This window comes from Prescottella sp. D32 (genome assembly GCF_037287305.1).
Taxonomy (GTDB): domain Bacteria; phylum Actinomycetota; class Actinomycetes; order Mycobacteriales; family Mycobacteriaceae; genus Prescottella; species Prescottella equi.
The window spans coordinates 88,808-111,969 of the sequence record NZ_JARBSW010000004.1; the positions used below are offsets into that span (position 1 = coordinate 88,808).

Annotated in this window: 22 protein-coding genes; 14 read left to right on the forward strand and 8 right to left on the reverse strand. The window is 70.1% G+C overall.

Annotation, left to right across the window (positions count from 1 at the left end):
- From PSS76_RS17660 to PSS76_RS17705, 10 genes are all read left to right on the forward strand, one after another.
- Positions 1-543: a PH-like domain-containing protein gene (locus tag PSS76_RS17660; RefSeq protein ID WP_005513446.1), complete on the forward strand. Its 543-nt coding sequence runs from the start codon at positions 1-3 to the stop codon at positions 541-543.
- Positions 540-1,700 (forward strand): glutamine-hydrolyzing carbamoyl-phosphate synthase small subunit, encoded by a 1,161-nt coding sequence (gene carA / locus PSS76_RS17665; protein ID WP_005513445.1) that lies wholly within the window; start codon positions 540-542, stop codon positions 1,698-1,700. The genes PSS76_RS17660 and carA overlap by 4 nt, the downstream gene beginning before the upstream one ends.
- On the forward strand, positions 1,700-5,047 hold the full coding sequence (carB, locus tag PSS76_RS17670; RefSeq protein ID WP_005513444.1) for a carbamoyl-phosphate synthase large subunit: 3,348 nt from the start codon (positions 1,700-1,702) through the stop codon (positions 5,045-5,047). Before carA ends, carB begins: the two co-directional genes overlap by 1 nt.
- Positions 5,044-5,880 (forward strand): orotidine-5'-phosphate decarboxylase, encoded by an 837-nt coding sequence (gene pyrF, locus PSS76_RS17675; RefSeq protein WP_005513443.1) that lies wholly within the window; start codon positions 5,044-5,046, stop codon positions 5,878-5,880. Before carB ends, pyrF begins: the two co-directional genes overlap by 4 nt.
- 477 nt (positions 5,881-6,357) lie before the next feature.
- On the forward strand, positions 6,358-6,678 hold the full coding sequence (mihF, locus tag PSS76_RS17680) for an integration host factor, actinobacterial type (protein WP_005513442.1): 321 nt from the start codon (positions 6,358-6,360) through the stop codon (positions 6,676-6,678).
- 78 nt (positions 6,679-6,756) lie between these two features.
- Complete coding sequence (gene gmk / locus PSS76_RS17685) at positions 6,757-7,323, forward strand: guanylate kinase (RefSeq protein WP_013415917.1); 567 nt, start codon at positions 6,757-6,759, stop codon at positions 7,321-7,323.
- An 88-nt stretch (positions 7,324-7,411) separates the two neighbouring features.
- On the forward strand, positions 7,412-7,696 hold the full coding sequence (gene rpoZ, locus PSS76_RS17690; RefSeq protein ID WP_207390550.1) for a DNA-directed RNA polymerase subunit omega: 285 nt from the start codon (positions 7,412-7,414) through the stop codon (positions 7,694-7,696).
- A gap of 14 nt (positions 7,697-7,710) precedes the next feature.
- Positions 7,711-8,997: a bifunctional phosphopantothenoylcysteine decarboxylase/phosphopantothenate--cysteine ligase CoaBC gene (coaBC, locus tag PSS76_RS17695; RefSeq protein ID WP_064057883.1), complete on the forward strand. Its 1,287-nt coding sequence runs from the start codon at positions 7,711-7,713 to the stop codon at positions 8,995-8,997.
- 171 nt (positions 8,998-9,168) lie between these two features.
- Positions 9,169-10,380: a methionine adenosyltransferase gene (gene metK, locus PSS76_RS17700; RefSeq protein WP_013415919.1), complete on the forward strand. Its 1,212-nt coding sequence runs from the start codon at positions 9,169-9,171 to the stop codon at positions 10,378-10,380.
- Positions 10,381-10,402: 22 nt separating this feature from the next.
- Positions 10,403-12,424: a primosomal protein N' gene (locus tag PSS76_RS17705; protein WP_174525762.1), complete on the forward strand. Its 2,022-nt coding sequence runs from the start codon at positions 10,403-10,405 to the stop codon at positions 12,422-12,424.
- Here PSS76_RS17705 and PSS76_RS17710 read toward each other — a convergent pair.
- Together PSS76_RS17710 and corA are read right to left on the reverse strand one after the other, a co-directional pair.
- A complete protein-coding gene (locus tag PSS76_RS17710; protein ID WP_064076854.1) occupies positions 12,421-12,768 on the reverse strand; it encodes an EthD domain-containing protein in 348 nt (115 codons plus the stop codon). The two genes, PSS76_RS17705 and PSS76_RS17710, sit on opposite strands and share 4 nt — an antisense overlap.
- A gap of 67 nt (positions 12,769-12,835) precedes the next feature.
- Positions 12,836-13,852, reverse strand: a complete 1,017-nt coding sequence (corA, locus tag PSS76_RS17715; protein ID WP_013415922.1) for a magnesium/cobalt transporter CorA — start codon at positions 13,850-13,852, stop codon at positions 12,836-12,838.
- 180 nt (positions 13,853-14,032) lie between these two features.
- Here corA and PSS76_RS17720 point away from each other — a divergent pair, with 180 nt between their 5' ends.
- A complete protein-coding gene (locus tag PSS76_RS17720; protein WP_233285161.1) occupies positions 14,033-15,028 on the forward strand; it encodes an esterase/lipase family protein in 996 nt (331 codons plus the stop codon).
- A gap of 20 nt (positions 15,029-15,048) precedes the next feature.
- Here PSS76_RS17720 and PSS76_RS17725 read toward each other — a convergent pair whose 3' ends face one another.
- Positions 15,049-15,255 (reverse strand): hypothetical protein, encoded by a 207-nt coding sequence (locus tag PSS76_RS17725; protein WP_064057892.1) that lies wholly within the window; start codon positions 15,253-15,255, stop codon positions 15,049-15,051.
- Between the two features lie 231 nt (positions 15,256-15,486).
- On the opposite strand from PSS76_RS17725, the gene PSS76_RS17730 reads away from it, so the two are divergent.
- From PSS76_RS17730 to PSS76_RS17740, 3 genes are all read left to right on the forward strand, one after another.
- A complete protein-coding gene (locus PSS76_RS17730) occupies positions 15,487-17,127 on the forward strand; it encodes an alpha/beta hydrolase (protein ID WP_064057893.1) in 1,641 nt (546 codons plus the stop codon).
- Positions 17,128-17,234: 107 nt separating this feature from the next.
- Positions 17,235-18,158: a methionyl-tRNA formyltransferase gene (fmt, locus tag PSS76_RS17735; protein WP_005513425.1), complete on the forward strand. Its 924-nt coding sequence runs from the start codon at positions 17,235-17,237 to the stop codon at positions 18,156-18,158.
- Positions 18,155-19,642, forward strand: a complete 1,488-nt coding sequence (locus PSS76_RS17740) for an RsmB/NOP family class I SAM-dependent RNA methyltransferase (RefSeq protein WP_337456477.1) — start codon at positions 18,155-18,157, stop codon at positions 19,640-19,642. Before fmt ends, PSS76_RS17740 begins: the two co-directional genes overlap by 4 nt.
- 22 nt (positions 19,643-19,664) lie before the next feature.
- Here the strand turns inward: PSS76_RS17740 and PSS76_RS17745 are convergent, their stop codons facing one another.
- From PSS76_RS17745 to PSS76_RS17765, 5 genes are all read right to left on the reverse strand, one after another.
- Positions 19,665-19,925: a DUF4235 domain-containing protein gene (locus PSS76_RS17745; protein ID WP_005513423.1), complete on the reverse strand. Its 261-nt coding sequence runs from the start codon at positions 19,923-19,925 to the stop codon at positions 19,665-19,667.
- A 73-nt stretch (positions 19,926-19,998) separates the two neighbouring features.
- Positions 19,999-20,610 (reverse strand): class I SAM-dependent DNA methyltransferase, encoded by a 612-nt coding sequence (locus PSS76_RS17750; protein WP_013415928.1) that lies wholly within the window; start codon positions 20,608-20,610, stop codon positions 19,999-20,001.
- Entirely contained in the window at positions 20,607-21,386 is a 780-nt protein-coding gene (locus PSS76_RS17755; protein WP_084846063.1) for a PIG-L deacetylase family protein, read from the reverse strand. The genes PSS76_RS17750 and PSS76_RS17755 overlap by 4 nt, the downstream gene beginning before the upstream one ends.
- Complete coding sequence (locus PSS76_RS17760; protein WP_084846062.1) at positions 21,383-22,330, reverse strand: acyl-CoA dehydrogenase family protein; 948 nt, start codon at positions 22,328-22,330, stop codon at positions 21,383-21,385. Before PSS76_RS17760 ends, PSS76_RS17755 begins: the two co-directional genes overlap by 4 nt.
- A complete protein-coding gene (locus tag PSS76_RS17765) occupies positions 22,327-23,112 on the reverse strand; it encodes a glycosyltransferase family 2 protein (protein WP_037085297.1) in 786 nt (261 codons plus the stop codon). The genes PSS76_RS17760 and PSS76_RS17765 overlap by 4 nt, the downstream gene beginning before the upstream one ends.
- Positions 23,113-23,162: the final 50 nt, after the last annotated feature.

Sequence of the window (23,162 nt, forward strand, 5' to 3'; positions counted from 1 at the left end):
ATGGAACGAATCCTGTGGGTGGTCGGCTGCATCGCGGTATGGGCACTGCTGGTGTTCCTGATGTACCGCGGGTGGAAGGGCCGGGCCAGGCGCCAGGCGGACCGGATCGGTGAGCTGCCGCAGGTGCCGGCGGATCTCGGTGAGCGGTTGATCGCGCCGAGCACGGGCCTGTACGTGGGCAGCACGATCGCCCCGAGCTGGCAGGACCGCGTCGCGGTCGGCGACCTGGGGTTCCGGGCGACCGGCGAGATCAGCCGCTGGACCGGGGGAATCCTGCTCGAGCGCGACGGCGCGTCGACGCTCTGGATCCCGGAGGCGGCGATCCGGGCGATCCGGACCGAACGCGGCCTGGCCGGAAAAGTGATGACGAAGGACGGAGTCCTGGTGATCCGGTGGGAGCTCCCCACCGGCACCGAGATCGATACGGGATTCCGTGGAGACGACAAGACGGTGTACCCGCAGTGGGTACGCGAGACAGACAGTGATGACACAGCGAATGCGGCGGGCTCTGGTGAGGTCGAGCAGAACGGAGAAGACGCATGAGCGGCTTTGACAGCAATACGGCGGTCCTGGTTCTCGAAGACGGCCGCGTCTTCCGCGGGACCACCTTCGGCGCCGTGGGACAGACCTTGGGCGAGGCGGTCTTCAGCACCGGGATGACGGGCTACCAGGAGACCCTGACCGATCCCAGCTACCACCGCCAGATCGTGGTGTCGACGGCACCGCAGATCGGCAACACCGGTTGGAACCAGGAGGACAACGAGTCGGTCGGCCCGACCGGCGAGTCCGCCGGATCGAAGATCTGGGTGGCCGGCTACGTCGTGCGCGACCCCTCGCGCCGCACCTCCTCGTGGCGTGCGACCGGTTCGCTGCAGGACGAGCTCGAGCGTCAGGGCGTCGTCGGTATCGCCGGCATCGACACCCGCGCCCTCGTTCGGCACCTGCGTACCCGCGGCTCGATGCGCGCCGGCATCTTCTCCGGTGAGGCGCTGGCCGACGTGGACGTCCTCCTCGATCGGGTCAAGACCCAGCCGTCGATGCTCGGCGCCGACCTGGCCGGCGAGGTGTCCACCCCGAACGGCTACGTCGTCGAGCCCGCCGGCGGTGAGGCCCGCTTCACCGTCGCGGCCATCGACCTCGGCATCAAGACCAACACCCCGCGGATGTTCGCCGAGCGCGGCATGCGGGTGCACGTGCTGCCGTCCACCGCGACGCTCCACGACATCCTCGACATCGGGGCGGACGGGGTGTTCCTGTCCAACGGTCCGGGCGACCCGGCCACCGCGGACGGCGCCGTCCACCTCACCAAGGAGGTGCTGGGCCAGGGACTGCCGCTGTTCGGGATCTGCTTCGGCAACCAGATCCTCGGCCGAGCACTGGGTATGAGCACCTACAAGATGAAGTTCGGCCACCGCGGTATCAACATCCCGGTCGTCGAGCACGAGACCGGCCGCATCGCGATCACCGCGCAGAACCACGGCTTCGCCCTCGAAGGCGAGGCCGGCCAGGAGTTCGACACCCCGTTCGGGCGCGCCGTGGTCAGCCACACCTGCGCCAACGACGGCGCCGTCGAGGGCGTCCGCCTGCTCGACGGTTCGGCCTTCTCGGTGCAGTACCACCCCGAGGCCGCGGCCGGCCCGCACGACGCCGCGTACCTGTTCGATCGTTTCGCCACCATGCTCGAGGGAGTCAAGAAGTAATGCCACGTCGTACAGATCTCGAGCACATCCTGGTCATCGGCTCGGGCCCCATCGTCATCGGCCAGGCCTGCGAGTTCGACTACTCGGGCACGCAGGCGTGCCGCGTCCTCCGCGAGGAGGGCCTGCGCGTGAGCCTGGTCAACTCGAACCCGGCCACGATCATGACCGACCCCGAGTTCGCCGATTCCACGTACGTCGAGCCGATCACGGCCGAGTTCGTCGAGAAGGTCATCGCCCGTGAGGCGGCCAACGGCAACAAGATCGACGCCGTCCTCGCCACGCTCGGCGGCCAGACCGCCCTCAACACCGCGGTCGCGCTGCACGAGCAGGGCATTCTGGAGAAGTACGACGTCGAGCTGATCGGCGCCGACTTCGACGCGATCCAGCGCGGCGAGGACCGTCAGAAGTTCAAGGACATCGTCGAGAAGTGCGGCGGCGAGTCCGCGCGCTCCCGGGTCTGCTACACGATGGAAGAGGTCAAGGCCACCGTCGCGGAGCTCGGTTACCCGGTGGTCGTGCGCCCGTCGTTCACGATGGGTGGCCTCGGTTCCGGCATGGCGTACGACGAGGTCGACCTCGAGCGCATCGCCGGCGGCGGTCTGGCCGCGTCGCCCACCGCGAACGTCCTGATCGAGGAATCCATCCTCGGATGGAAGGAATACGAGCTCGAGCTGATGCGCGACGGCCGCGACAACGTCGTGATCGTCTGCTCGATCGAGAACGTGGACCCGGTCGGCGTCCACACCGGCGACTCGGTCACCGTCGCACCGGCGATGACTCTCACCGACCGCGAGTACCAGGCGATGCGCGACCTCTCGATCGCGATCCTGCGCGAGGTCGGCGTCGACACCGGCGGCTGCAACATCCAGTTCGCGATGGACCCGAAGGACGGCCGTCTGGTCGTCATCGAGATGAATCCGCGCGTGTCGCGCTCGTCGGCGCTGGCGTCGAAGGCGACCGGCTACCCGATCGCGAAGATGGCCGCCAAGCTGGCCATCGGGTACACGCTCGACGAGATCGTCAACGACATCACGAAGGAGACGCCGGCCTGCTTCGAGCCGACGCTCGACTACGTCGTCGTCAAGGCTCCGCGCTTCGCGTTCGAGAAGTTCCCGGGCGCCGACGGCACGCTCACCACGACTATGAAGTCGGTCGGTGAGGCCATGTCGATCGGCCGCAACTTCACCGAGGCGTTCGGCAAGGTCCTGCGTTCACTCGAGACCAAGCGGGCCGGCTACTGGACGGGCCCCGAGGTGGAGGGCACGCTCGACGAGCTGCTCGAGGCGATCAAGGTTCCGACCGACGGCCGCATGTACCAGATCGCGCAGGCCTTCGAGCTGGGTGCGACCCTCGAGCAGCTGTTCGACGCCACCGCGATCGATCCGTGGTTCCTCGACCAGATGCAGCAGATCGTGGAACTGGGGGCCGAGGTCCGCTCCGCGGAGACCTTCGGCGCGACCGAACTGCGTTTCGCCAAGCACCACGGTTTCTCCGACCGCCAGATCGCGGCGCTGCGTCCGCAGCAGTTCGGCGAAGGGCAGGCGGGGGAGGACGCCGTCCGCGCGCTGCGTGACGAGCTGAACGTGCACCCCGTCTACAAGACCGTCGACACGTGCGCCGCGGAGTTCGAGGCCAAGACCCCGTACCACTACTCCACCTACGAGCTCGACCCCGAGGCCGAGACCGAGGTGGCGCCGCAGACCGAGCGTCCCAAGGTCCTCATCCTGGGTTCGGGTCCGAACCGCATCGGCCAGGGCATCGAGTTCGACTACTCGTGCGTCCACGCCGCGCAGACGCTGTCCGAGGCCGGCTACGAGACCGTCATGGTCAACTGCAACCCCGAGACCGTGTCGACCGACTACGACACCGCCGACCGCCTGTACTTCGAGCCGTTGACGTTCGAGGACGTGCTCGAGGTGTACCGCGCCGAGACCCTCTCCGGCACCGTCGCGGGCGTCATCGTCCAGCTCGGCGGTCAGACCCCGCTGGGTCTGGCGAAGCGCCTCAAGGCCGCCGGCGTCCCGATCGTCGGTACCAGCCCCGAGGCCATCGACCTGGCCGAGGACCGTGGCGAGTTCGGCCGCGTCCTCACCGAGGCCGGCCTGCCCGCGCCGAAGTTCGGTACCGCCACCACGTTCGAGGGTGCGCGCGAGATCGCGTCGGGCATCGGTTACCCGGTGCTGGTCCGCCCGTCGTACGTGCTCGGCGGCCGTGGCATGGAGATCGTGTACGACGAGAAGGCACTCGAGAGCTACATCTCGCGGGCCACCGAGATCTCCGACGACCGGCCGGTGCTGGTCGACCGCTTCCTGGAGGACGCGGTGGAGATCGACGTCGACGCGCTGTGCGACGGCACCGAGGTGTACCTCGGCGGCGTGATGGAGCACATCGAGGAGGCCGGCATCCACTCCGGCGACTCGGCGTGCGCGCTCCCGCCGATCACCCTGGGCCGCGCCGACCTCGAGAACGTGCGCCGCTCCACCGAGGCCCTCGCCAAGGGCATCGGCGTCAAGGGCCTGCTCAACGTGCAGTACGCGCTCAAGGACGACATCCTCTACGTCCTCGAGGCCAATCCGCGCGCGTCGCGGACCGTGCCGTTCGTCTCGAAGGCCACCGCGGTGCAGTTGGCCAAGGCGTGTGCCCGGGTCATGCTGGGTGAGTCGATCGCCGATCTGCGTGCGGGTGGCATCCTCCCCGCCGAGGGCGACGGTGGCCATGCGCCCATCGACGCTCCGGTCGCGGTCAAGGAGGCGGTGCTGCCGTTCAACCGGTTCCGCCGCGCCGACGGCACCGGTATCGACACGCTGCTGAGCCCGGAGATGAAGTCGACGGGCGAGGTCATGGGCATCGACGCGGACTTCGGTACCGCGTTCGCCAAGAGCCAGACCGCGGCGTACGGCTCGCTGCCGACCAGCGGCTCGGTGTTCGTCTCGGTGGCCAACAAGGACAAGCGCTCGCTGATCTTCCCGGTCAAGCGTCTGGCCGACCTCGGCTTCCGGATCCTGGCCACCGAGGGCACCGCAGATGTGCTGCGCCGCAACGGCATCACGTGCGAAGAGGTGCACAAGCAGTCCGGTGAGAACCTGCCCGAGGGTGCCCGCACCATCGTCGACCAGATCAAGGACGGCGAGGTCGACATGGTGATCAACACCCCGTACGGCAACTCCGGCCCGCGCGTCGACGGTTACGAGATCCGCAGCGCCGCGGTGTCGAAGAGCGTTCCGTGCATCACCACGGTGCAGGGCGCCTCCGCAGCGGTGCAGGGCATCGAGGCCGCGATCCGTGGCGACATCGGGGTCCAGTCCCTGCAGGAGCTGCACACGCGCTTGCGGGATCAGCAGCAGTGACGTCCACGGAGACGTTCGGGGCGCGGCTCCACGAGGCGACGGGCCGGCACGGCTCGCTGTGCGTCGGCGTGGACCCGCACCCCGAGTTGCTCGAGGCGTGGGGCCTGCCCGACAGCGTCGACGGACTCGAACAGTTCAGCGAGATCTGCGTCGAGGCGTTCGTCGGGCAGGTGGCCCTCGTGAAGCCCCAGGTCGCGTTCTTCGAGGCCTACGGCTCCGGCGGCCTGGCCGTGCTGGAGCGGACCGTCTCGGTGCTGCGGGAGGCCGGGACGCTCGTGCTGGCCGACGCCAAGCGCGGCGACATCGGCACCACCATGAACGCGTACGCGCGGGCCTGGCTGGGCGCGGGATCGCCGCTCGAATCGGACGCGGTGACGGTGTCGCCGTACCTGGGATTCGGGTCGCTCGACCCCGCGCTGGAGTTGGCGGAGCGCAACAACGGGGGACTGTTCGTGCTGGCGGCGACGTCGAATCCGGAGGGCGCGCAGGTCCAGTCGTCCACCGCGGCGGACGGCCGAAGGATCAGTCAGGTGATGGTCGACGAGGCCGCCGCCCGCAACGCGGGTGCCGACGTCCTCGGGTCGATCGGTGTGGTCGTGGGGGCGACGCTGCGCGACGCCCCCGACCTCGGCGCGCTGCACGGCCCGATCCTCATGCCCGGCGTCGGGCATCAGGGCGGCACCGCCGACGACGTGCGACGACTGGCGGGCTCCGCCCTCCGCGCGGTCGTTCCGAGTGTCTCGCGCGAGGTCCTGCGCGCAGGACCGTCCGTGACGGCGCTGCAGGAGGCCGTGGGCCGCTCGGTGGACGCCTTCGCGTTCCTCCAGGACTGACCGCGCTGCTTCGAGTGTGACACCCGGCAGGGCCGGACCCGGTGAACTCACCGGGTCCGGCCCTTTGTCGTTGTGGGGGCGCCGTTTCCGGCACCGCGCGGGGTGCGACACGCACAGTGGTCGACGGATTTCCGAGATTTCTTCCCGATTTCTCCGGCATGTCGTGCCGTTCCGGCGCAAGTGTGGGCCACGCCACGTCGCCGAGGGGTGCCGGCTGGGGCGCGTGAGGCGGGAAAAGCGGTTTCACCAGGGAGTATCCGGGCCGGACTCGCCCCCGGGGCGATGTCCGGGCCCGAGGAGGCGGGTGTACCGGCCCCCGTTCGAACACCCCGTCGAATGAACACATATCCCACCCGAATCGCGCGTCTACGTCGGGGGGTGGGTTAGCAATCGTCGCCCCGCGTGGGTACGGTCGCTATCGCCCCTGGTTATCCGGGGGTTGTAGACCATATGTGCACACGATGAGACGGAGGAACCGTGGCCCTTCCCCAGTTGACCGATGAGCAGCGCGCTGCTGCTTTGGAGAAGGCGGCTGCCGCCCGCAAGGCCCGGGCTGAGCTCAAGGAGCGCCTCAAGCGCGGCGGCACCGACCTGAAGCAGGTCCTGAAGGATGCCGAAGAGGACGAGATCCTCGGCAAGATGAAGGTCTCGGCACTGCTCGAGGCTCTGCCCAAGGTGGGCAAGGTCAAGGCTCAGGAGATCATGACCGAGTTGGAGATCGCCCCGACCCGCCGCCTGCGTGGCCTCGGCGACCGTCAGCGCAAGGCTCTGCTGCAGCGTTTCGATTTCGAGGCCTGAGCGCGGCACGTGATCTCTGACGCAGAAAACGTGTCAGGCGGCAGTGTCGTCTCGGCGACGTCCGAGACAGGCAGCGCAGTGCGGAGGGGTCGGCTGGTAGTACTGGCCGGCCCCTCGGCCGTGGGTAAGTCCAGCGTCGTGCGGCTGCTGCGGGAGCGTTTCCCCGAGGTCGTCTTCAGTGTCTCGGCGACCACCCGCGACCCGCGTCCGGGCGAGGTGGACGGTCAGGACTACCACTTCGTCACGCGTGACGAGTTCGACCGCATGATCGCAGCCGGTGACCTGCTCGAATGGGCGGAGATCCACGGCGGCCTACAGCGTTCGGGTACGCCGGCCGAACCGGTTCGCCGGGCGTTGAGCGAGGGCAAGCCGGTTCTCCTCGAGGTGGATCTGGTGGGCGCACGCTCGGTGCGGGCCGCGATGCCGGAAGCCGTGCTCGCGTTCATGGCACCGCCGAGCTGGGACGTGCTGGTCGCCCGACTGACCGGTCGCGGAACCGAACCGGCCGACGTCGTCGAGCGCCGGCTCCAGACCGCGAAGGTGGAATTGGCCGCCCAGGACGAGTTCGACACCGTCATCGTGAACGAGGACGTCAGCCACGCCTGCGACGAGTTGGTATCCTTGTTGGCTGGACGACAGGTCTAGGCACCGTCGCCCCTGGTTCCGACATTTTCCTCTTGCCATTTACCCAGTCCAGTTCAGGAGAAACCGAGTGAGCAGCACCGAAGCAGTTGTGTCCGACACCGCAGGTCGGGGCGCCCTGCCTGCCTACGACACCCCGCTCGGCATCACCAACCCGCCGATCGACGAGTTGCTCGAGCGCACGTCGTCGAAGTACGCCCTGGTCATCTACTCGGCCAAGCGTGCCCGTCAGATCAACGACTACTACAACCAGCTCGGTGACGGCATCCTCGAGTACGTCGGCCCGCTCGTCGAGCCGGGTCTGCAGGAGAAGCCGCTGTCGATCGCGCTGCGCGAGATCCACGCCGACCTCCTCGAGCACACCGAAGGCGAGTGAGCGGAGTAGCGCCCGTGTCAGATCGGGGAACCGATTCGGCGACCGACGGCTCGGGGACTTCCCCGGCACGTAAGCGGATCGTCGTCGGTGTCGGTGGCGGTATCGCCGCGTACAAGGTGTGTGCGCTCATTCGGAGTTTCACCGAGAGCGGCCACAGTGTGCGGGTGATCCCCACCGAATCCGCGCTCCAGTTCGTGGGGCGCGCAACGTTCGAAGCGCTGTCGGGGAACCCGGTGCAGACCGGGGTGTTCGCGGACGTTCCGGAGGTGGCGCATGTGCGCCTCGGCCAGGAAGCCGATCTGGTCGTCATCGCCCCGGCCACCGCGGACCTCATGGCCCGCGCCGTCGCCGGGCGTGCCGACGACCTGCTGACCGCGACCCTCCTCACTGCGCGGTGCCCGGTGGTGTTCGCGCCCGCGATGCACACCGAGATGTGGGAGCACGCGGCGACCGTCTGGAACGTCGCGACGCTGCGTGAACGCGGGAACGTCGTCATCGAACCGGCATCGGGTCGGCTCACCGGGAAGGACACCGGCGCCGGCCGGATGCCCGAACCCGAGGAGATCTTCGCGCTGGCCTCGCTGCTCCTCGAAAGGTCCGAGGCGATGCCGCGGGATCTCGAGGGCCACCGTGTGGTCGTGTCGGCCGGCGGGACACGGGAGCCGCTCGACCCGGTGCGGTTCCTCGGTAACCGCAGTTCCGGCAAACAGGGCTACGCGATCGCGCGCCTCGCGGCCCAGCGCGGCGCCCAGGTGACGCTCGTCGCGGGTGCGGTGTCGGATCTCCCGGACCCCGCCGCGGTCGACGTCGTCCGTGTCCGCACCGCCGAGGAGATGCGGGAGGCGGTCATGAAGCACGCCGTCGACGCGGACGCCGTGGTCATGTCGGCGGCGGTCGCGGACTTCCGTCCGGCGTCCGTGGCCACCAGCAAGATCAAGAAGGGCGCAGCGGACGAGCCGGATTCGATTCCGCTGGTTCGAAACGAGGACATCCTCGCGGGTCTCGTGCAGGCCCGCCGCGACGGCGCCATCGGATCGTCGACGGTGATCGTCGGATTCGCGGCCGAGACCGGTGACGAGACCGGCGGAGTACTCGACCACGCCCGCACCAAACTGGCCCGCAAGGGTTGCGACCTGCTGGTCGTCAACGCGGTCGGCGACGGCAAGGCGTTCGAGGTGGACCACAACGACGGTTGGCTACTCGGTTCCGACGGCACCGAAACCGCGATCGAGCCGGGCTCGAAGTCGCTGATGGCCAGTCGTGTCCTGGACGCGCTGGCCGGTCTGCTGGTCCCCGAGTAACACACTGCGCGAGCAGTTGCCGCCGGGGACGGCTTCCTGGCACTAGGGTCGTCCGCGGTATTGAATAGAAGTCGAAATCAAAATCAGCTCAGGTGTCGTATCGAGTCCCCGGAGTCCGTTGACACGGATTCGGCGAGGTGAGATTCGGGCAGAACGTCGAGAGGGAGATCTGTGAGCACGTCCGGCAAGCGGCTATTCACCAGTGAGTCCGTGACCGAAGGTCACCCGGACAAGATCTGTGACGCGATCAGTGACTCCATCCTCGACGCGATGCTCGAGAAGGATCCGCGCAGCCGCGTCGCGGTCGAGACCCTCGTGACCACCGGGCAGGTCCACGTCGCCGGCGAGGTCACCACGTCCGCGTACGTCGACATCCCCAAGATCGTGCGCGACAAGGTGCTCGAGATCGGTTACGACTCCTCGGCCAAGGGCTTCGACGGCAACTCCTGCGGCGTCAACATCGCGATCGGCGCGCAGTCGCCCGAGATCGCACAGGGCGTCGACCACTCGCACGAGGCCCGCGTCGGCGGCCTCGCCGACGACGAGATCGATCGTCAGGGCGCCGGTGACCAGGGCCTGATGTTCGGATACGCCTGCACCGACACCCCCGAGTTGATGCCGCTGCCGATCGCGTTGGCGCACCGCCTGTCGCGTCGTCTGACCGAGGTTCGCAAGACCGGTGTGTTGCCGTACCTGCGTCCGGACGGCAAGACCCAGGTCACGATCGAGTACGACGGTGACCGTCCGGTGCGCCTCGACACGGTCGTCATCTCGACGCAGCATGCCGCCGACATCGATCTCGACAACCTGCTGACCCCGGATCTGCGCGAGAAGGTGCTCGGCCACGTTCTGTCGGAGTTGACCATCCCGCTCGACACCGCCGACGTCCGCCTGCTGGTCAACCCGACCGGAAAGTTCGTGCTGGGCGGCCCGATGGGCGACGCCGGTCTCACCGGCCGCAAGATCATCGTCGACACCTACGGCGGAATGGCGCGCCACGGCGGCGGCGCGTTCTCCGGCAAGGATCCGTCGAAGGTGGACCGCTCGGCCGCGTACGCGATGCGCTGGGTCGCGAAGAACGCCGTGGCGGCGGGTCTCGCGGACCGAATCGAGGTCCAGGTGGCCTACGCGATCGGTAAGGCCGCACCGGTCGGACTGTTCGTCGAGGCATTCGGCACCGAGAAGGTCGACATCGCGACCATCCAGCAGGCGATCAGCGAGGTCTTCGACCTGCGTCCCGGCGCGATCATCCGCGACCTGGATCTGCTTCGCCCGATCTACGCGGACACCGCGGCGTACGGCCACTTCGGTCGCACCGACGTGGATCTGCCCTGGGAGCGCACCGACCGCGCGGAGAAGCTGCGCGCGGCCGCCGGCCTCTGATCGCGACCGAGAGATCGGTTCGCTGACCGGCACCGACAAGACAGCGGCAGCACACGCGCCCGTGGCGCGAGTGCTGCCGCTGCTTCCTGTTGCGCACCTGGACCGGGAATTCGACTACCTGATTCCTGCGGAGCTCGACGATCAGGCGCAGCCCGGCGTGCGGGTGCGGGTGAGGTTCTCCGGTCGTCTGGTCGACGGCTATCTCCTCGAACGGATCGAATCCAGCGAGCACCCCGGCAAGCTCGGCTGGCTGGACCGGGTCGTGTCCGCCGAACCCGTCCTGACCGCGGAGGTGCGGGATCTGGTCGACGCCGTCGCCCAGCGCTACGCCGGGACGCGGACCGACGTCCTGCGTCTCGCGGTTCCACCGCGGCACGCGAAGGTCGAGTCCGAGGAGTGGACGCCCCGCCCGGTCCCCGAGCCGCCGAAGGCGGATCGGGAGGCGTGGTCGGCGTACACCCACGGCATCAACTTCCTGGAGGCACTCGAGGCGGGGCGCGGGCCGCGCGCCGCGTGGCAGGCCCTTCCCGGTGAGGACTGGACGACGCGGTTGGCCGAGCTGGCCGGTGTCGTCGCCGCGACGGGCCGCGGCGTGATCCTCGTGGTGCCCGATCAGCGCGATCTCGACCGACTGCTCGCGGCGTGCGAAAGCGTGGTCGGCGCAGATCATGTCGTGGGACTCGCGGCCGGGCTCGGTCCGGCAGCGCGGTACCGCCGCTGGCTCGCCGCCCTGCGGGGCACTGCGCGGATCGTCGTGGGGACCCGCGCCTCGGTCTTCGCCCCGACGCCGGACATCGGCCTCGTCGTGGTGTGGGACGACGGCGACAGCAGCCTGTCGGAGCCACGGTCGCCGTACCCGCATGCGCGGGAGGTCGCGTTGCTGCGGGCCCATTCCACCGGATGCGCCGTGGTGATCGCGGGTCACGCCCGGACGGCGGAGGCGCAGGCCCTCGTCGACTCCGGGTGGGCGCACGACCTCGTGGCGGCGCGCGACGTCGTGCGGGCGCGGGCACCGATGATCACCGCGCTCGCGGACAGCGACCATGCGCTGGCTCGCGATCCCGGGGCCCGCGCCGCCCGGCTGCCGGGCATCGCCTTCGCGGCGGCCCGTCAGGCGCTTGCCGCGGGACACGGTGTGCTGGTCCAGGTTCCGCGGCGCGGCTACGTCCCCTCGCTCGCGTGCGCCAAGTGCCGGGCGCCTGCACGATGCCGTCGCTGCAACGGTCCGCTGGCGCTGCCCGCGGCGGCCGGGCCGGACGGTGCGGGCTCGCCGACCTGCAAGTGGTGCGGTGTGGCCGACACCAACCATCGCTGCCACGCGTGCGGCGCCCGGGCGCTGCGGGCGGTGGTCGTCGGCGCCGGTCGTACCGCGGAGGAACTGGGCCGGGCGTTCGCGGGGATCGCGGTGCACACGTCGGGGGGATCCGACGTCAAGGCCGAGATCTCGCCCGGGCCCAAGCTGGTGGTGTCGACCGTGGGCGCGGAGCCGGTGATGCCGGGCGGCTACGGCGCGGCGCTGCTGCTCGACGGTTGGGCACTGCTCGGCCGGGCGGATCTGCGCGCCGCCGAGGAGACGCTGCGCCGGTGGATGACGGCGTCGGCGCTGGTGCGGCCGCACGGCGACGGGGGACAGGTCGTGGTGGTCGCCGATTCCGGGATACCCACCGTGCAGGCGCTGGTGCGCTGGGACCCGGTGTGGCACGCCCGCGGGCAACTCGAGGAACGGGCCGAGGTCGGGTTCCCTCCGGCCGTGCACCTCGCGGCGATCGACGGGACGGTCGCGTCGATCGGGGAGATCCTCGAGCTCGCGGCGCTGCCCGAGTCGGCCGAGGTACTCGGACCGGTGCCCTTGCCGCCCGGTGAGCGTCTGCCGTTCTCGAGTGACGAGCCGGAACCCGAGGACGTGGAGCGAATGCTGGTGCGGGTTCCCCGTGCCGACGGGCGGGCGCTCGCGAAGGCCTTGGCCGAGGCGCGGGCAGTGCGGAGCGCCCGCCGGTCGGTAGGTCCGGTGCGGGTGCAGGTGGACCCGCTGCGCATCGGCTAGCTCTCGTGGACCTCGACGATGTACATCCGGTTACGTGAGCGGTCGAGGAACTTCTCCTCGTCGGCCTCGATCGCCGCGGCCACCTCGGGGCGCGCATGGGTGGCGATCATCGCCTCGTACGCCTCCCGGTCGGCGAACACGAACTCACTGATCACGTCGAAGTCCGGGTCGGGCGCGCCGGCCGCGCCCAGCGTGTTGCCGCGGTCGAGGTAGTTGCGGCGGTACTCGCCGATCTGCGGCAGCAGGCGCCGGATCAGCTCGGCGTGATTGTTCTCGTAGTATTCGACGAACTCGGCGTGGGTGAGTTCCGGCTTACGGGCCAGTAGCGCAACGGCTTTGATCATGTCGGCACGGTAGGGCACGCGCCGCGTCGCCGGCAGATGTGATCCCGCTCACCGGCAACGTCTCGGGTCAGAGCCAGTGTTGGCGTTTGAAGACGAAATACAGCGTCACGGAGGTCGCGACCATGAGCAGGACGGCTATCGGATAGCCGAATTGCCAGCCGAGTTCGGGCATGTTCTGGAAGTTCATCCCGTACACCGTGCCGACCAACGTAGGCGCGAAAAGGATTGCAGCCCAGGCCGAGATCTTCTTGACTTCCTCGTTCTGGGTGAGGCTCGTCAGCGTCAGACGGCGCATCTCCTCGTTCTGCTGCTGCGCCACCAGGGTGGCGTGCACCGTCAGGGCCGTCTGCAGATGGGCACGGGACGAGTCGGCGCGCTCGACGATCCGCAGGGTGTGGTCCAGGACGTCACGCAGATGCCGACGAAGTTCGAGTTCGACGTGATACTTGTCGGATCCGCGTTCGAGGGCCTCGAGGATCGACACGAGCGGATGGGTGGCGCGCTGGAAGTCGATGACCTCGCCGGAGAGGTCGTAGATGCGCCTGGCCACCGCCGGATCACCGGTGAAGACCTGATTCTCGATCTCGTCGATGTCGTTCTCGAGTCCCGCGGCGACGGGCAGGTACTCGTCGACGATCTGGTCCAGGATTGCGTAGAGGACCGCCTCGGGGCCCAACTTCAGCAGGTCGGGGGAGGCTTCGAGCCGACGTCGGACCTGCGCCAGGTCGGGCGACTCGGCGTGCCGGATGGTGACCACGAAATCCGGTCCGACGAAGACGTGTACCTCGCCGAACTCGACCTTCTCGACGTCGTCCAGATAGCGGGCAGGGCGGAGCACCACGAACAGGGTGGTGTCGTAGCGCTCGAGCTTGGGGCGCTGGTGCGCCGCGATCGTGTCCTCCACCGCGAGGTGATGCAGACCGAATTCACGAGCGAGCGAATCGACCTCGGCCGCGTCCGGCCGGTACAGGCCGATCCAGGCCATGCCGTCGTGCTCGCGCATGCTGCGGTACGTACAGTCGAGCGACTTCGGCGTGTCCACCCGCGTGCCGTCGACGTAGACCGCGTTGTCCACGATGGTCATCAGTGCCCCTGATTCTCTCGCGCAGTGGCCTTATTGCATCACGTCCGCGGCGCTGCCGGTTCGAACGCCGCCGTGCGGCAGTCGTTCCACGATCGTGATCTCATCCACCGGTCTGCGATACGCCGCCACCGCAACGATCTTGATAGACACACTCGAACAGGTCCGGTCGGGGAGGTGCGCATGAACCGAACGATGCGAATGGTCGCGGCGACGGTGGGTGTCGCCCTCGCGGTCGGTGCCGGGGGCTGGGGCGCGACCGCCGCTGCGGACCCGATCGGCACCGCCACCGACCATCCCGCCTACGTCGTCCCCGTGGACCCCGGGCCGGTACAGACCCGGCACGCGGCGGCGCTGAGGTACGCCGAGGATCATCCTGATACGGCACCTCCCGGCTCGAACGACTTCACGTGCCGCCCGGCACCTGCACACCCGAATCCGGTGGTTCTCGTCCACGGCAGCGATTCCGACTCGTACACCGACTGGGCGGCGCTGTCACCGATGCTCGCCGACCGCGGCATGTGCGTGTTCACGCTCAACTACGGTTCGGACGGCAAGCCCGGCAAGTACGCGCGGGGCGACATGGCGCTCAGCGCCGCGGAGGTCGGCGCGTTCGTCGACCGGGTACGTGCGGCGACGGCGGCCGCGAAGGTCGACCTGGTCGGGTACTCGCAGGGCGCCACCGTCGCCCGCTACTACGTCAACCGGCTCGGGGGCAGCGCCGCAGTCGATCGCTGGGTGGGCGTCGCGTCGCCCACCTACGGCGGGAACATGTACGGCATCGTGACTCTGCTCAAACTGGTGCCGCGCCCCGAACGGATCGTCGAGTGGCTCACCTCGGAAGCGATCAGCCAGCAAATGCAGGGATCGCCCTTCCTCGCCGCCCTCAACGCCGGTGGCGACACCGTGCCCGGCGTCCGATACACCACCGTCGGCTCTCGCTACGACGAGATGATCCAACCCCACACCAACATCGCATTGCGAGATCCGGGCGCGACGAATCTGCTGATCCAGGACCTGTGCGCCGAGAACCGGGGCGGTCATTTCAACATGGTGTACGACCCGTTCGCGCTCGGTCTGGTCGTGCGCGCACTCGACCCGAGCGCGCCGGCGCCGCCGTGCCGTCCGGTCCCGCTGGGCACCGGGATCCTCGACATGATCATCGTCAGCAATTCCTGACAGTTCCGCCGGAACGGCAGTCAGTCGGCGAGTGTCGCCACGGCCTGCGCGCACAGGAAGAACTTGTTGGTGCCCAGGTCCCGTACGGTCCGGATGCCGAAGGCGGCCAGGAGGTGTTCGGCGTCGGAGTCGCTGACTCCCCGCAGCGACGAGACCGGGGCGTCGGCGAGGTCGTCCACCGAGCGTGATTCGAAGGCCTTGTCGAACTTGCTTGCGATTCCCGTCATGTCGACCTCCACACGCTGGGTTACGGTCAGGATTCGTACCCGCAGTAGAGCGCAGGACACGGCGGGTACGTCGAGATTGCGGCCTCGATCCGGTGTCGAGGCCTTATCGTTCCGGCCATGACAGCAGCTATCCGGGCATCCGAGCCGGGTGCGGATGGTGCCGACGGCACCGCGCACGCACCCGACGACGGTGTCGGCACCCCGTCTGTGAGCCGTCGTGCCGTGCGGCGGATGCGGGAGTACGGGCGTGGACTGCACCCGGTGGGACTCGCGGTCGCACTCGTGCTCTTCACGTGGTCGATCAGCCCGTCCCTCCTGCCCCGCGCCTGGTATCTGCAGGGGGTGGCGACCGGTATCTCCGTCGCCGCCGGCTACGGCTTCGGTTGTCTCGCCGCATGGGTCGTGCGTTCGTGCGGCGTGCAACCGGCGTGGTCGGCGCGCACCCAGCGGATCGGCTGGTGGATCCTCGCTGCGGCGACCGTGATCCTCGTCCCCGTCTTCCTGGTGCTCGGTGGGGTGTGGCAGAACTACGTCCGCGACCTCGTCGGCATCGAGCGCACCAATCAGGCGAACGTCCTGCTGGTGTTCCTCATCGCGCTCGTGGTCTGGTTCGTGCTGCTCGAGGCCGGCCGCGGTGTCCGGGCCGGGACCCGCGAGCTCGCCGCGTTGGCCCGGCGGGTGATTCCCCGGCCCGCCGCCAACGTCGCAGGCCTGGCGGTCGCGGTCGTGCTGGCCGTCCTCCTCGTCAACGGCGCGCTCTACAACGGGCTCGTCGCGTTCGCCAACTGGAGCTTCTCGGGAGCCGACACCGCCACCGCGCCGGGCGTCGAGCAGCCGACGGTCCCGGAGCGAAGTGGGTCGCCGGCGTCCGCGCAGGCGTGGGACACCCTCGGTCAGGAGGGGCGCACGTTCGTCGGGCGCGGCCCGGGCGCGGCCGCGATCGCCGCGGTCACCGGTCGTCCCGCGAAGGAGCCGATCCGGGTCTACGCCGGCCGGGAGTCGGCCGAATCCGTGCCCGCGGTGGCGAACCTGGTGGTCGCCGAGCTCGACCGGACGAAGGCGTGGGAGCGGAAGGTCCTGGCGGTCAACACCACCACGGGCCGCGGCTGGGTGAATCAGAGCGTGGCGTCGTCGCTCGAGTACATCGAGGGCGGCGACACCGCCATCGCGTCGATGCAGTACTCGTTCCTGCCGAGCCCGCTGGCGTTCATCGCGGACCGGGAGAGCCCGCAGATCGCCGGGCGCGCGCTCTTCAACGCCGTGTTCGCCCGGTGGATCGACCTGCCCGTCGAGACGCGGCCCAAACTCGTCGTGTTCGGCGAGAGCCTCGGGTCCTACGGCGGCCAGAACGCGTTCGCGGGTTTCCAGGACATGGCCGCACGCGTCGACGGGGGCCTGTGGGTGGGGACCCCGAACTTCACCCCGCAATGGCAGGAGGTGACCGCGGCCCGCGATCCCGGCTCGCCCGAGATCCTGCCCGTCGTCGGGGACGGGGCGTCGGTTCGGTTCGCATCCGATCCGGAGGACCTCGACCTCGGCACACCGTGGAAGCCACGGCGGATCGTGTACTGGCAGCACGCGAGCGACCCGATCGTGTGGTGGTCGCCGAGCCTGCTGTTCAACGAGCCCGACTGGCTGAGGGAACCGCGCGGTCGCGACGTGGATCCGAACATGACGTGGATGCCGTTCGTGACCTTCTGGCAGGTGACACTCGACATGGTGTTCTCCGCGGACGTCCCGGACGGCCACGGGCATTCGTACGGGCCGGAGGCGGCCGGGATCTGGGCGCGGATCCTGCAGCCCGAGAGGTGGACCGACGCCGACACCGCGCGCGTGCAGGCGGCGCTGACCGGCGAGGAGAGTGCTCCGTAGAATCGCGGGGTGAACCCTCTTCCGGCGCCGCCGGGATTCGATGCTCCGGGAGCCGCCCTCGTGAACTGTGTGACCACCCGTCCTCCGTGCAGGGAGGTTCGGTGCTGATGCGGATCGTCTTCGCCGGGACACCGGAACCGGCCGTGCCGTCGCTGCGACGGCTGATCGAATCCGAGCGGCACGAGGTGGTCGCCGTCGTCACTCGGCCCGACGCCGTCGCCGGCCGGGGCCGCAAGCTGGTGCGTTCGCCGATCGGTCAGCTCGCCGACGAACACGGCATCGAGGTGCTCACCCCGAAGTCGGCGTCGGACCCGGAGTTCCTGGCCCGATTGCAGGAGCTCGCTCCGGACGCCTGCCCGGTCGTCGCGTACGGGAACCTGCTGCCGCGTCCGGTGCTCGACGTCCCCCGGTTCGGGTGGATGAACCTGCACTTCTCGTTGCTGCCCGCGTGGCGGGGAGCGGCGCCCGTGCAGGCTGCCATCAACGCCGGGGACGAGATGACCGGCGCGACGGTGTTCGCTCTCGACGAGGGCATGGACACCGGGCCCGTGTACGGGGTGGTGACGGAAGCCATTCGCACCACCGACACGGCGGGCGCGCTGCTCGCCCGGCTCTCGGAGAGCGGTGCGATTCTGCTCGAGAGCGTGCTCGACGGCGTCGAGGACGGTGCGCTGCAGGCGGTTCCGCAGCCCCGCGAGGGTGTCTCCCACGCGCCCAAGGTGTCGGTCGAGTCGGCGCGGATCCGGTGGGATCAGCCCGCGCTGGCGGTGCACCGCCACGTGCGTTCGGTGACCCCGACACCCGGTGCATGGACCATGATCGGTGATCTCCGGGTGAAGATCGGGCCCGTGACACTGGCCCAGGACTCCCTGCCGCCCGGCCGGATCGAGATCCGCAAGGACGGCTTCTACGTCGGGACGTCGACCACCGCGGTCCGGCTCGATCAGGTGCAGCCGCAGGGCAAGAAGCAGATGGCGGCGGTGGACTGGGCGCGTGGTGCGCGTCTCGACGGAGAGGTTCGGGCACAGTGAGCGACGAGAAGCGACCGGCACGCCGATCCGGAGGATCCGGTGGCCAGGGAGCGCGCAGTCGGAGCGGGCGTCCCACCGGACAGGGGCGGCGTAACGAGCGGCCCAAGCAGGCTCGTCGTCCGGACGCTGCCCAGGCCTCGATCGACCAGCCGCGGCGCGCGGCGCGCGACGTGTTGCGTGCGGTCCGTGAGCGCGACGCGTACGCGAACCTGGTTCTGCCGGGCCTGCTTCGGGAACGACGCCTCGACGGACGCGATGCCGCGCTGGCCACCGAACTCGCGTACGGCGCCGCCCGGGCCCGCGGCCTGCTCGACGCGGTGATCGCCGAATGTGCGGGCAGACCCGTCGAGGAGATCGACGGACCCCTGCTCGACGTCCTCGAGCTCGGTGCGTACCAGCTGCTGCGCACTCGCATCGCGCCGCACGCGGCGGTCGCGACATCGGTGGACCTCGTGCGCGCCGAAGCCGGCCCGGGCAAGGCGGGCTTCGTCAACGCGGTACTGCGCCGGGTGTCCGAGAAGACCGAGGACGAGTGGGTCGCCCGCCTGGCCCCGGACGCCGTCGCCGACCCGGTGGGGCACCTGGCATTCCGCTACGCGCACCCCAAGTGGATCGCGCAGGCGTTCGCCGACTCGCTCGGCGCCGACGCCGCCGAGCTGAAGGACGTGCTGGTCGCCGACGACGCTCGGCCGGGAGTCCATCTGGTCGCGCGGCCGGGTGAGATCTCGGCAGAGGAACTGGCGCTGGTCACGGGAGGTGAGGTGGGCCCGTACTCGCCGTACGCGGTGCACCTCGACGGTGGCGATCCCGGTCTGCTCGACGCCGTGCGCGAAGGGTTGGCCGGTGTTCAGGACGAGGGCAGCCAGCTGGTCGCTCGCGCACTGACGCTGGCGCCGTTGGAGGGACCCGACACCGGCCGGTGGCTCGACCTGTGTGCCGGGCCCGGCGGGAAGGCGGCCCTGCTCGGGGCGCTCGTCGGCATCGACGGTGGCCGGCTCGACGCGGTGGAGCCGTCCGAGCACCGGGCGGACCTGGTGCGTAAGACCACCCGCGATCTACCCGTCGACGTGCACGTCGCGGACGGTCGCGAGCCCGGACTCGACGGCGGGTACGACCGGATCCTCGTCGACGCGCCGTGTACCGGCCTGGGTGCGCTGCGCCGGCGTCCGGAGGCCCGGTGGCGGCGGCAACCGTCGGACGTGTCCGGCCTGGTGAAGCTGCAGCGGGAGCTGTTGGCGTCGGCTTTGCAGTTGGTCCGGCCCGGCGGCGTGGTGCTGTACTCGACGTGCTCACCGCACGTGTCCGAGACGGTCGCGGTGGTTGCGGACGCGGTCCGGCGTCACGGCGCGGTCGCGCTCGACACGCGCGAGTTGGTGCCCGGGGTGCCGAACCTGGGTGACGGTCCGGGCGTCCAGTTGTGGCCGCACCGGCACGGCACGGACGCGATGTTCATGGCGGCGCTGCGCCGGCCCCTGGAGAGCTGATCCGGGGCCGGCGGCGGCGCGGTCAGTTCGTCAGCGCGCGGTAGCCCTTCGCTCCGGCCCGGTCGACGGCGGCCTTGACGACGGCGAACACGGCGCCCTGCAGGGCTGCGGCGACGAGGACCTCGCGGTTGGAGCGGGCGAGGTCCTTGGGGTCGGGGGCGTTGTCGTCGTCCCCGACCCGCTTCCAGATCTGACGGAAGGCGGCCCCGGCCAGGATGCCGCCGAGCACACCCGTGGCGAGGGACAGCGGCTTGTACAGAGCCTTCGCGGTCATCTTGTTCATGATCGAATCTCCTTGTCGTCGGTGAATCTCGGTCGTGGTGTGCGGTGCGGGGGCGACGCGCGCGGGCGGTGGGTCATCCGACCAGCCCTTCGCGGGCGGCGACGGAGGCGGGGTCAGCGCTCGCCGGTTCGAACGTCTCGATCAGAACGTCCGGGTCGGCGTAGCGCGCTGTGCGGACCAGTCCGGGCCGGGCGGCGAGAGCGTCGTGGACGGCGTCGCCGGTCTGCGGATAGTCCGGCACCGGGTGCCGCCAGTGCACGGCGACGATCACGCCGTCGTCGGTCAGATGGTCGTCCAGCTCGTCCAGCGTCCGGTGCAGTGCCTCGGGCGACAGGTAGTATGCGACCTCGCTCAACACCACCAGATCGAACGAGCCGGCCGGCCAGGGATCTCCCAGGGCCCAGCGCCGGAACGTGACGGCGGCACCCGCGAGCCGCACCCGCGCGCGTGCCAGGACGTCGTCGACGACGTCGGTTGCGAGAACGTGGTCGCAGCGGCCGGCCAGCACCTCGGTGAGATTGCCGATGGAACACCCCGGCTCGAACGCCGACCGGAATCGTCTGCGGGGCAGAACCGCGGCGGTGAGGGCGCGCTTGCGTTCCTCGTACCACCGCTCGTCGAACTCCCAGGGGTCCGGGGACTGCGAGTACATGTCGGCGAAGTAGTCGTCGGAGAGGCGGTTCACGGGACGAACACCGTCTCGTGGTCGCGCAACAGCCGGTCGAGCACGTGGCGCGGCAGGATGGCCCGGTCGGCCGGCGCGGGGGAGAGGTCGGTGATCTGAGAGATGAACTCCGACACCGCGTCCCGCTTGCATCGCTGCCGGTGCCGCGTCGGGTGGAAGGTCCGGGCCCGGTGCCACGGCACGGACGGATCGCCGGGGCGCGACCAGTGCCACAACCACACCGGATACTCGATCAGCACCGCACCCGAGCGTCGGGCAGCGTCTGCGGCGGCCCGCCCCGCGGCCTCGTGGTCGGGGTGCCCGTCGTGCCGGAACGGCGCGGCGCACCAGGCGCCGGGCCGCAGGTGTCCGGCGATGGTCGTCGCGAGGTCCGTCTCGTGGTCGGCGACACGACCGTCGGGCAGGCCCAGGGGTGTCGCGGCGGGCAATCCCAACCGGTCCGCGGCACGGAGCGATTCGGTCCGCCGCCGCTCGGCGAGCTCGGTGGGAGTCACGGTCGGCGAATCGGGGTGGGACGCCTCACCGTCGGTGACGGACAGTATCGAGACCGGGACGCCGCGGGCCGCGAGTTCCGACGCGAGCGCGCCGACACCGAGGACCTCGTCGTCCGGGTGCGGCGCGACGACGAGCAACTCGGGGCAGGTGTGGACGTCGAGGTGAGGGAAGGCGGTGTTCCCGGACCACACCGATTCCGGGGTACCGCCGGATTCGATCGGTTCGGCGGCGAAGCGTGCGGTGGCGGCACGGGGTGAACGAGTGTGTGAGTCGGTGGTCACGGGATGGTCCTTTCCGGGCGAGAGAGGGCGGAGCCCAGATCGGCGAGGTCGTGTTCGGCATGGCTCTGCCGGAGGTAGACGGTCAGGTCGGCGACCAGTTGCGCATGGCTTCGGTCGCTGCACAGCGGGCCCGCGCCGAGGGCGCGTCCCACCCGGTCGACGGTCTCCGTCGCGGCCGCCTCGATCACCGCGCGGACGCGGCGCGCGCGGACGTGGGCTGCTCGTCCGTCGGTAGGATCGCGGTCCAATTCCTCCGCCGCGACGTCCAGCACACAGTGCGCCGCGTACAGCGCGGCATCGACGGCGCCCAGATGGGCGAGCCGGAACGGGTCGTCACCCACGCGCCGTCGGAGCTCGTCCGCGACCGCCACCGCGCCGCCGTACCAGCAGGCGGCCACGCCGATCGCACCGTGCCAGAAGCCGGGCCGGTCGAGGTACGCGCCGGGCTCACCGATCCGGACGGCGGGGGTGCCGACGAAGTCCACCGCGCCGGAGTCGCTGGCACCCATCCCGACCGCGTGCCACGTATCGGGGACGGCGGCGCTGCCCGGGCCGCGCAGGTCCACCGCGAACAGGGCGCGCCCGCTGTCCGTCCGTGCCGTCACCAGTGCGTGCGTGCAGGAGTGAGCGCCGGAGCACCACAGCTTCCTGCCGTCGAGCACGTATCCGCCGTCGGTCGCGCGCGCCGTCAGCGCAGGCGCCGGCGGTTCGGCGGCCCACACGCCCCACAGTTCTCCGGGCCGCGGTGACGGCCCGTGCAGTTCCGCCAGGATGGCGACCGCGTCCGCGTGCGCCTCGAGCAGTCGAGCGCCCACCAGGTCTCGCCGGGCCGCGCCCGCCAGTTCGCTCCACCGCTTTCTCGTCTGGCCGGAACCGGGGAGGGGCCACCGCGCCGCGTCGTCGGGGGTGACGGTCGGATGCACCGCCGTCGCGCTCGGCGTCATCGCTGCTCCACGGACAGTGCCGGGCCGACCGGACCCCGACGAGTGGGCGCCGTGGATCCGGGGCCGGCAGCGATGGAGAGAAGGTGATCGCCGAAGCCGCGCGGTGCCCGCGGGTCACGCCGATCCGACGTCGTGACGACCGTGTGCTCGTCCCAGGCGACGCGATGACCAGCGCTGCCCAGCCGGGTCACGAGGTCGACGTCCTCTCCGGTTGCCAGCGCCCGGAATCCCCCGACCGCGTGGTAGACGTCCGCGCGGACACCGAGGTTCGCGCCGTGTACGTGGCCGTGGACCGATCCGCGGCGGCGGCGATAGCCGTCGTCGTACCGGCGCCGGGTCTCGCCGTCGTGTGCGGCCCAGTCGACGCGCACGGTCCCGGCCATCGCGTCGTGGTCGGCCCAGTAGGTGAGTTGGTCGACGAACCAGGAGTCCGGGACGACGGAGTCGGCATCGGTGGTCGAGAACCACACGTCGGGGCGGCCGACGAGACCGCTCGCGGCGAAGCCGGCGGCGCGTGCGGCGCCGACATTGCGCAGACTCCGCTCCACGAGGGTGATCCCGGCGGGCACGACGAGTGCGGTGTCGTCCGTGCAGGCGTCGAGTACGACCGTGGTGTGCACCGGCACCGGCGAGCGCTGTGCAGCCCTCTGCAGCGCTCGCAGGCAACGGGGAAGAAGCTCGCGTTCGTCGTGGGCCGGCACGACCGTGACGATGCATGTCGGCGCGGGTGTCGCGGCGGTGGTGGGACGGATCGCGGCGGGGTGGTTTGCTGTATCGGACACAGGGACTCCTGTCGCGGCGATGTGCTGCATCATCGGGAGATAATCTGTGT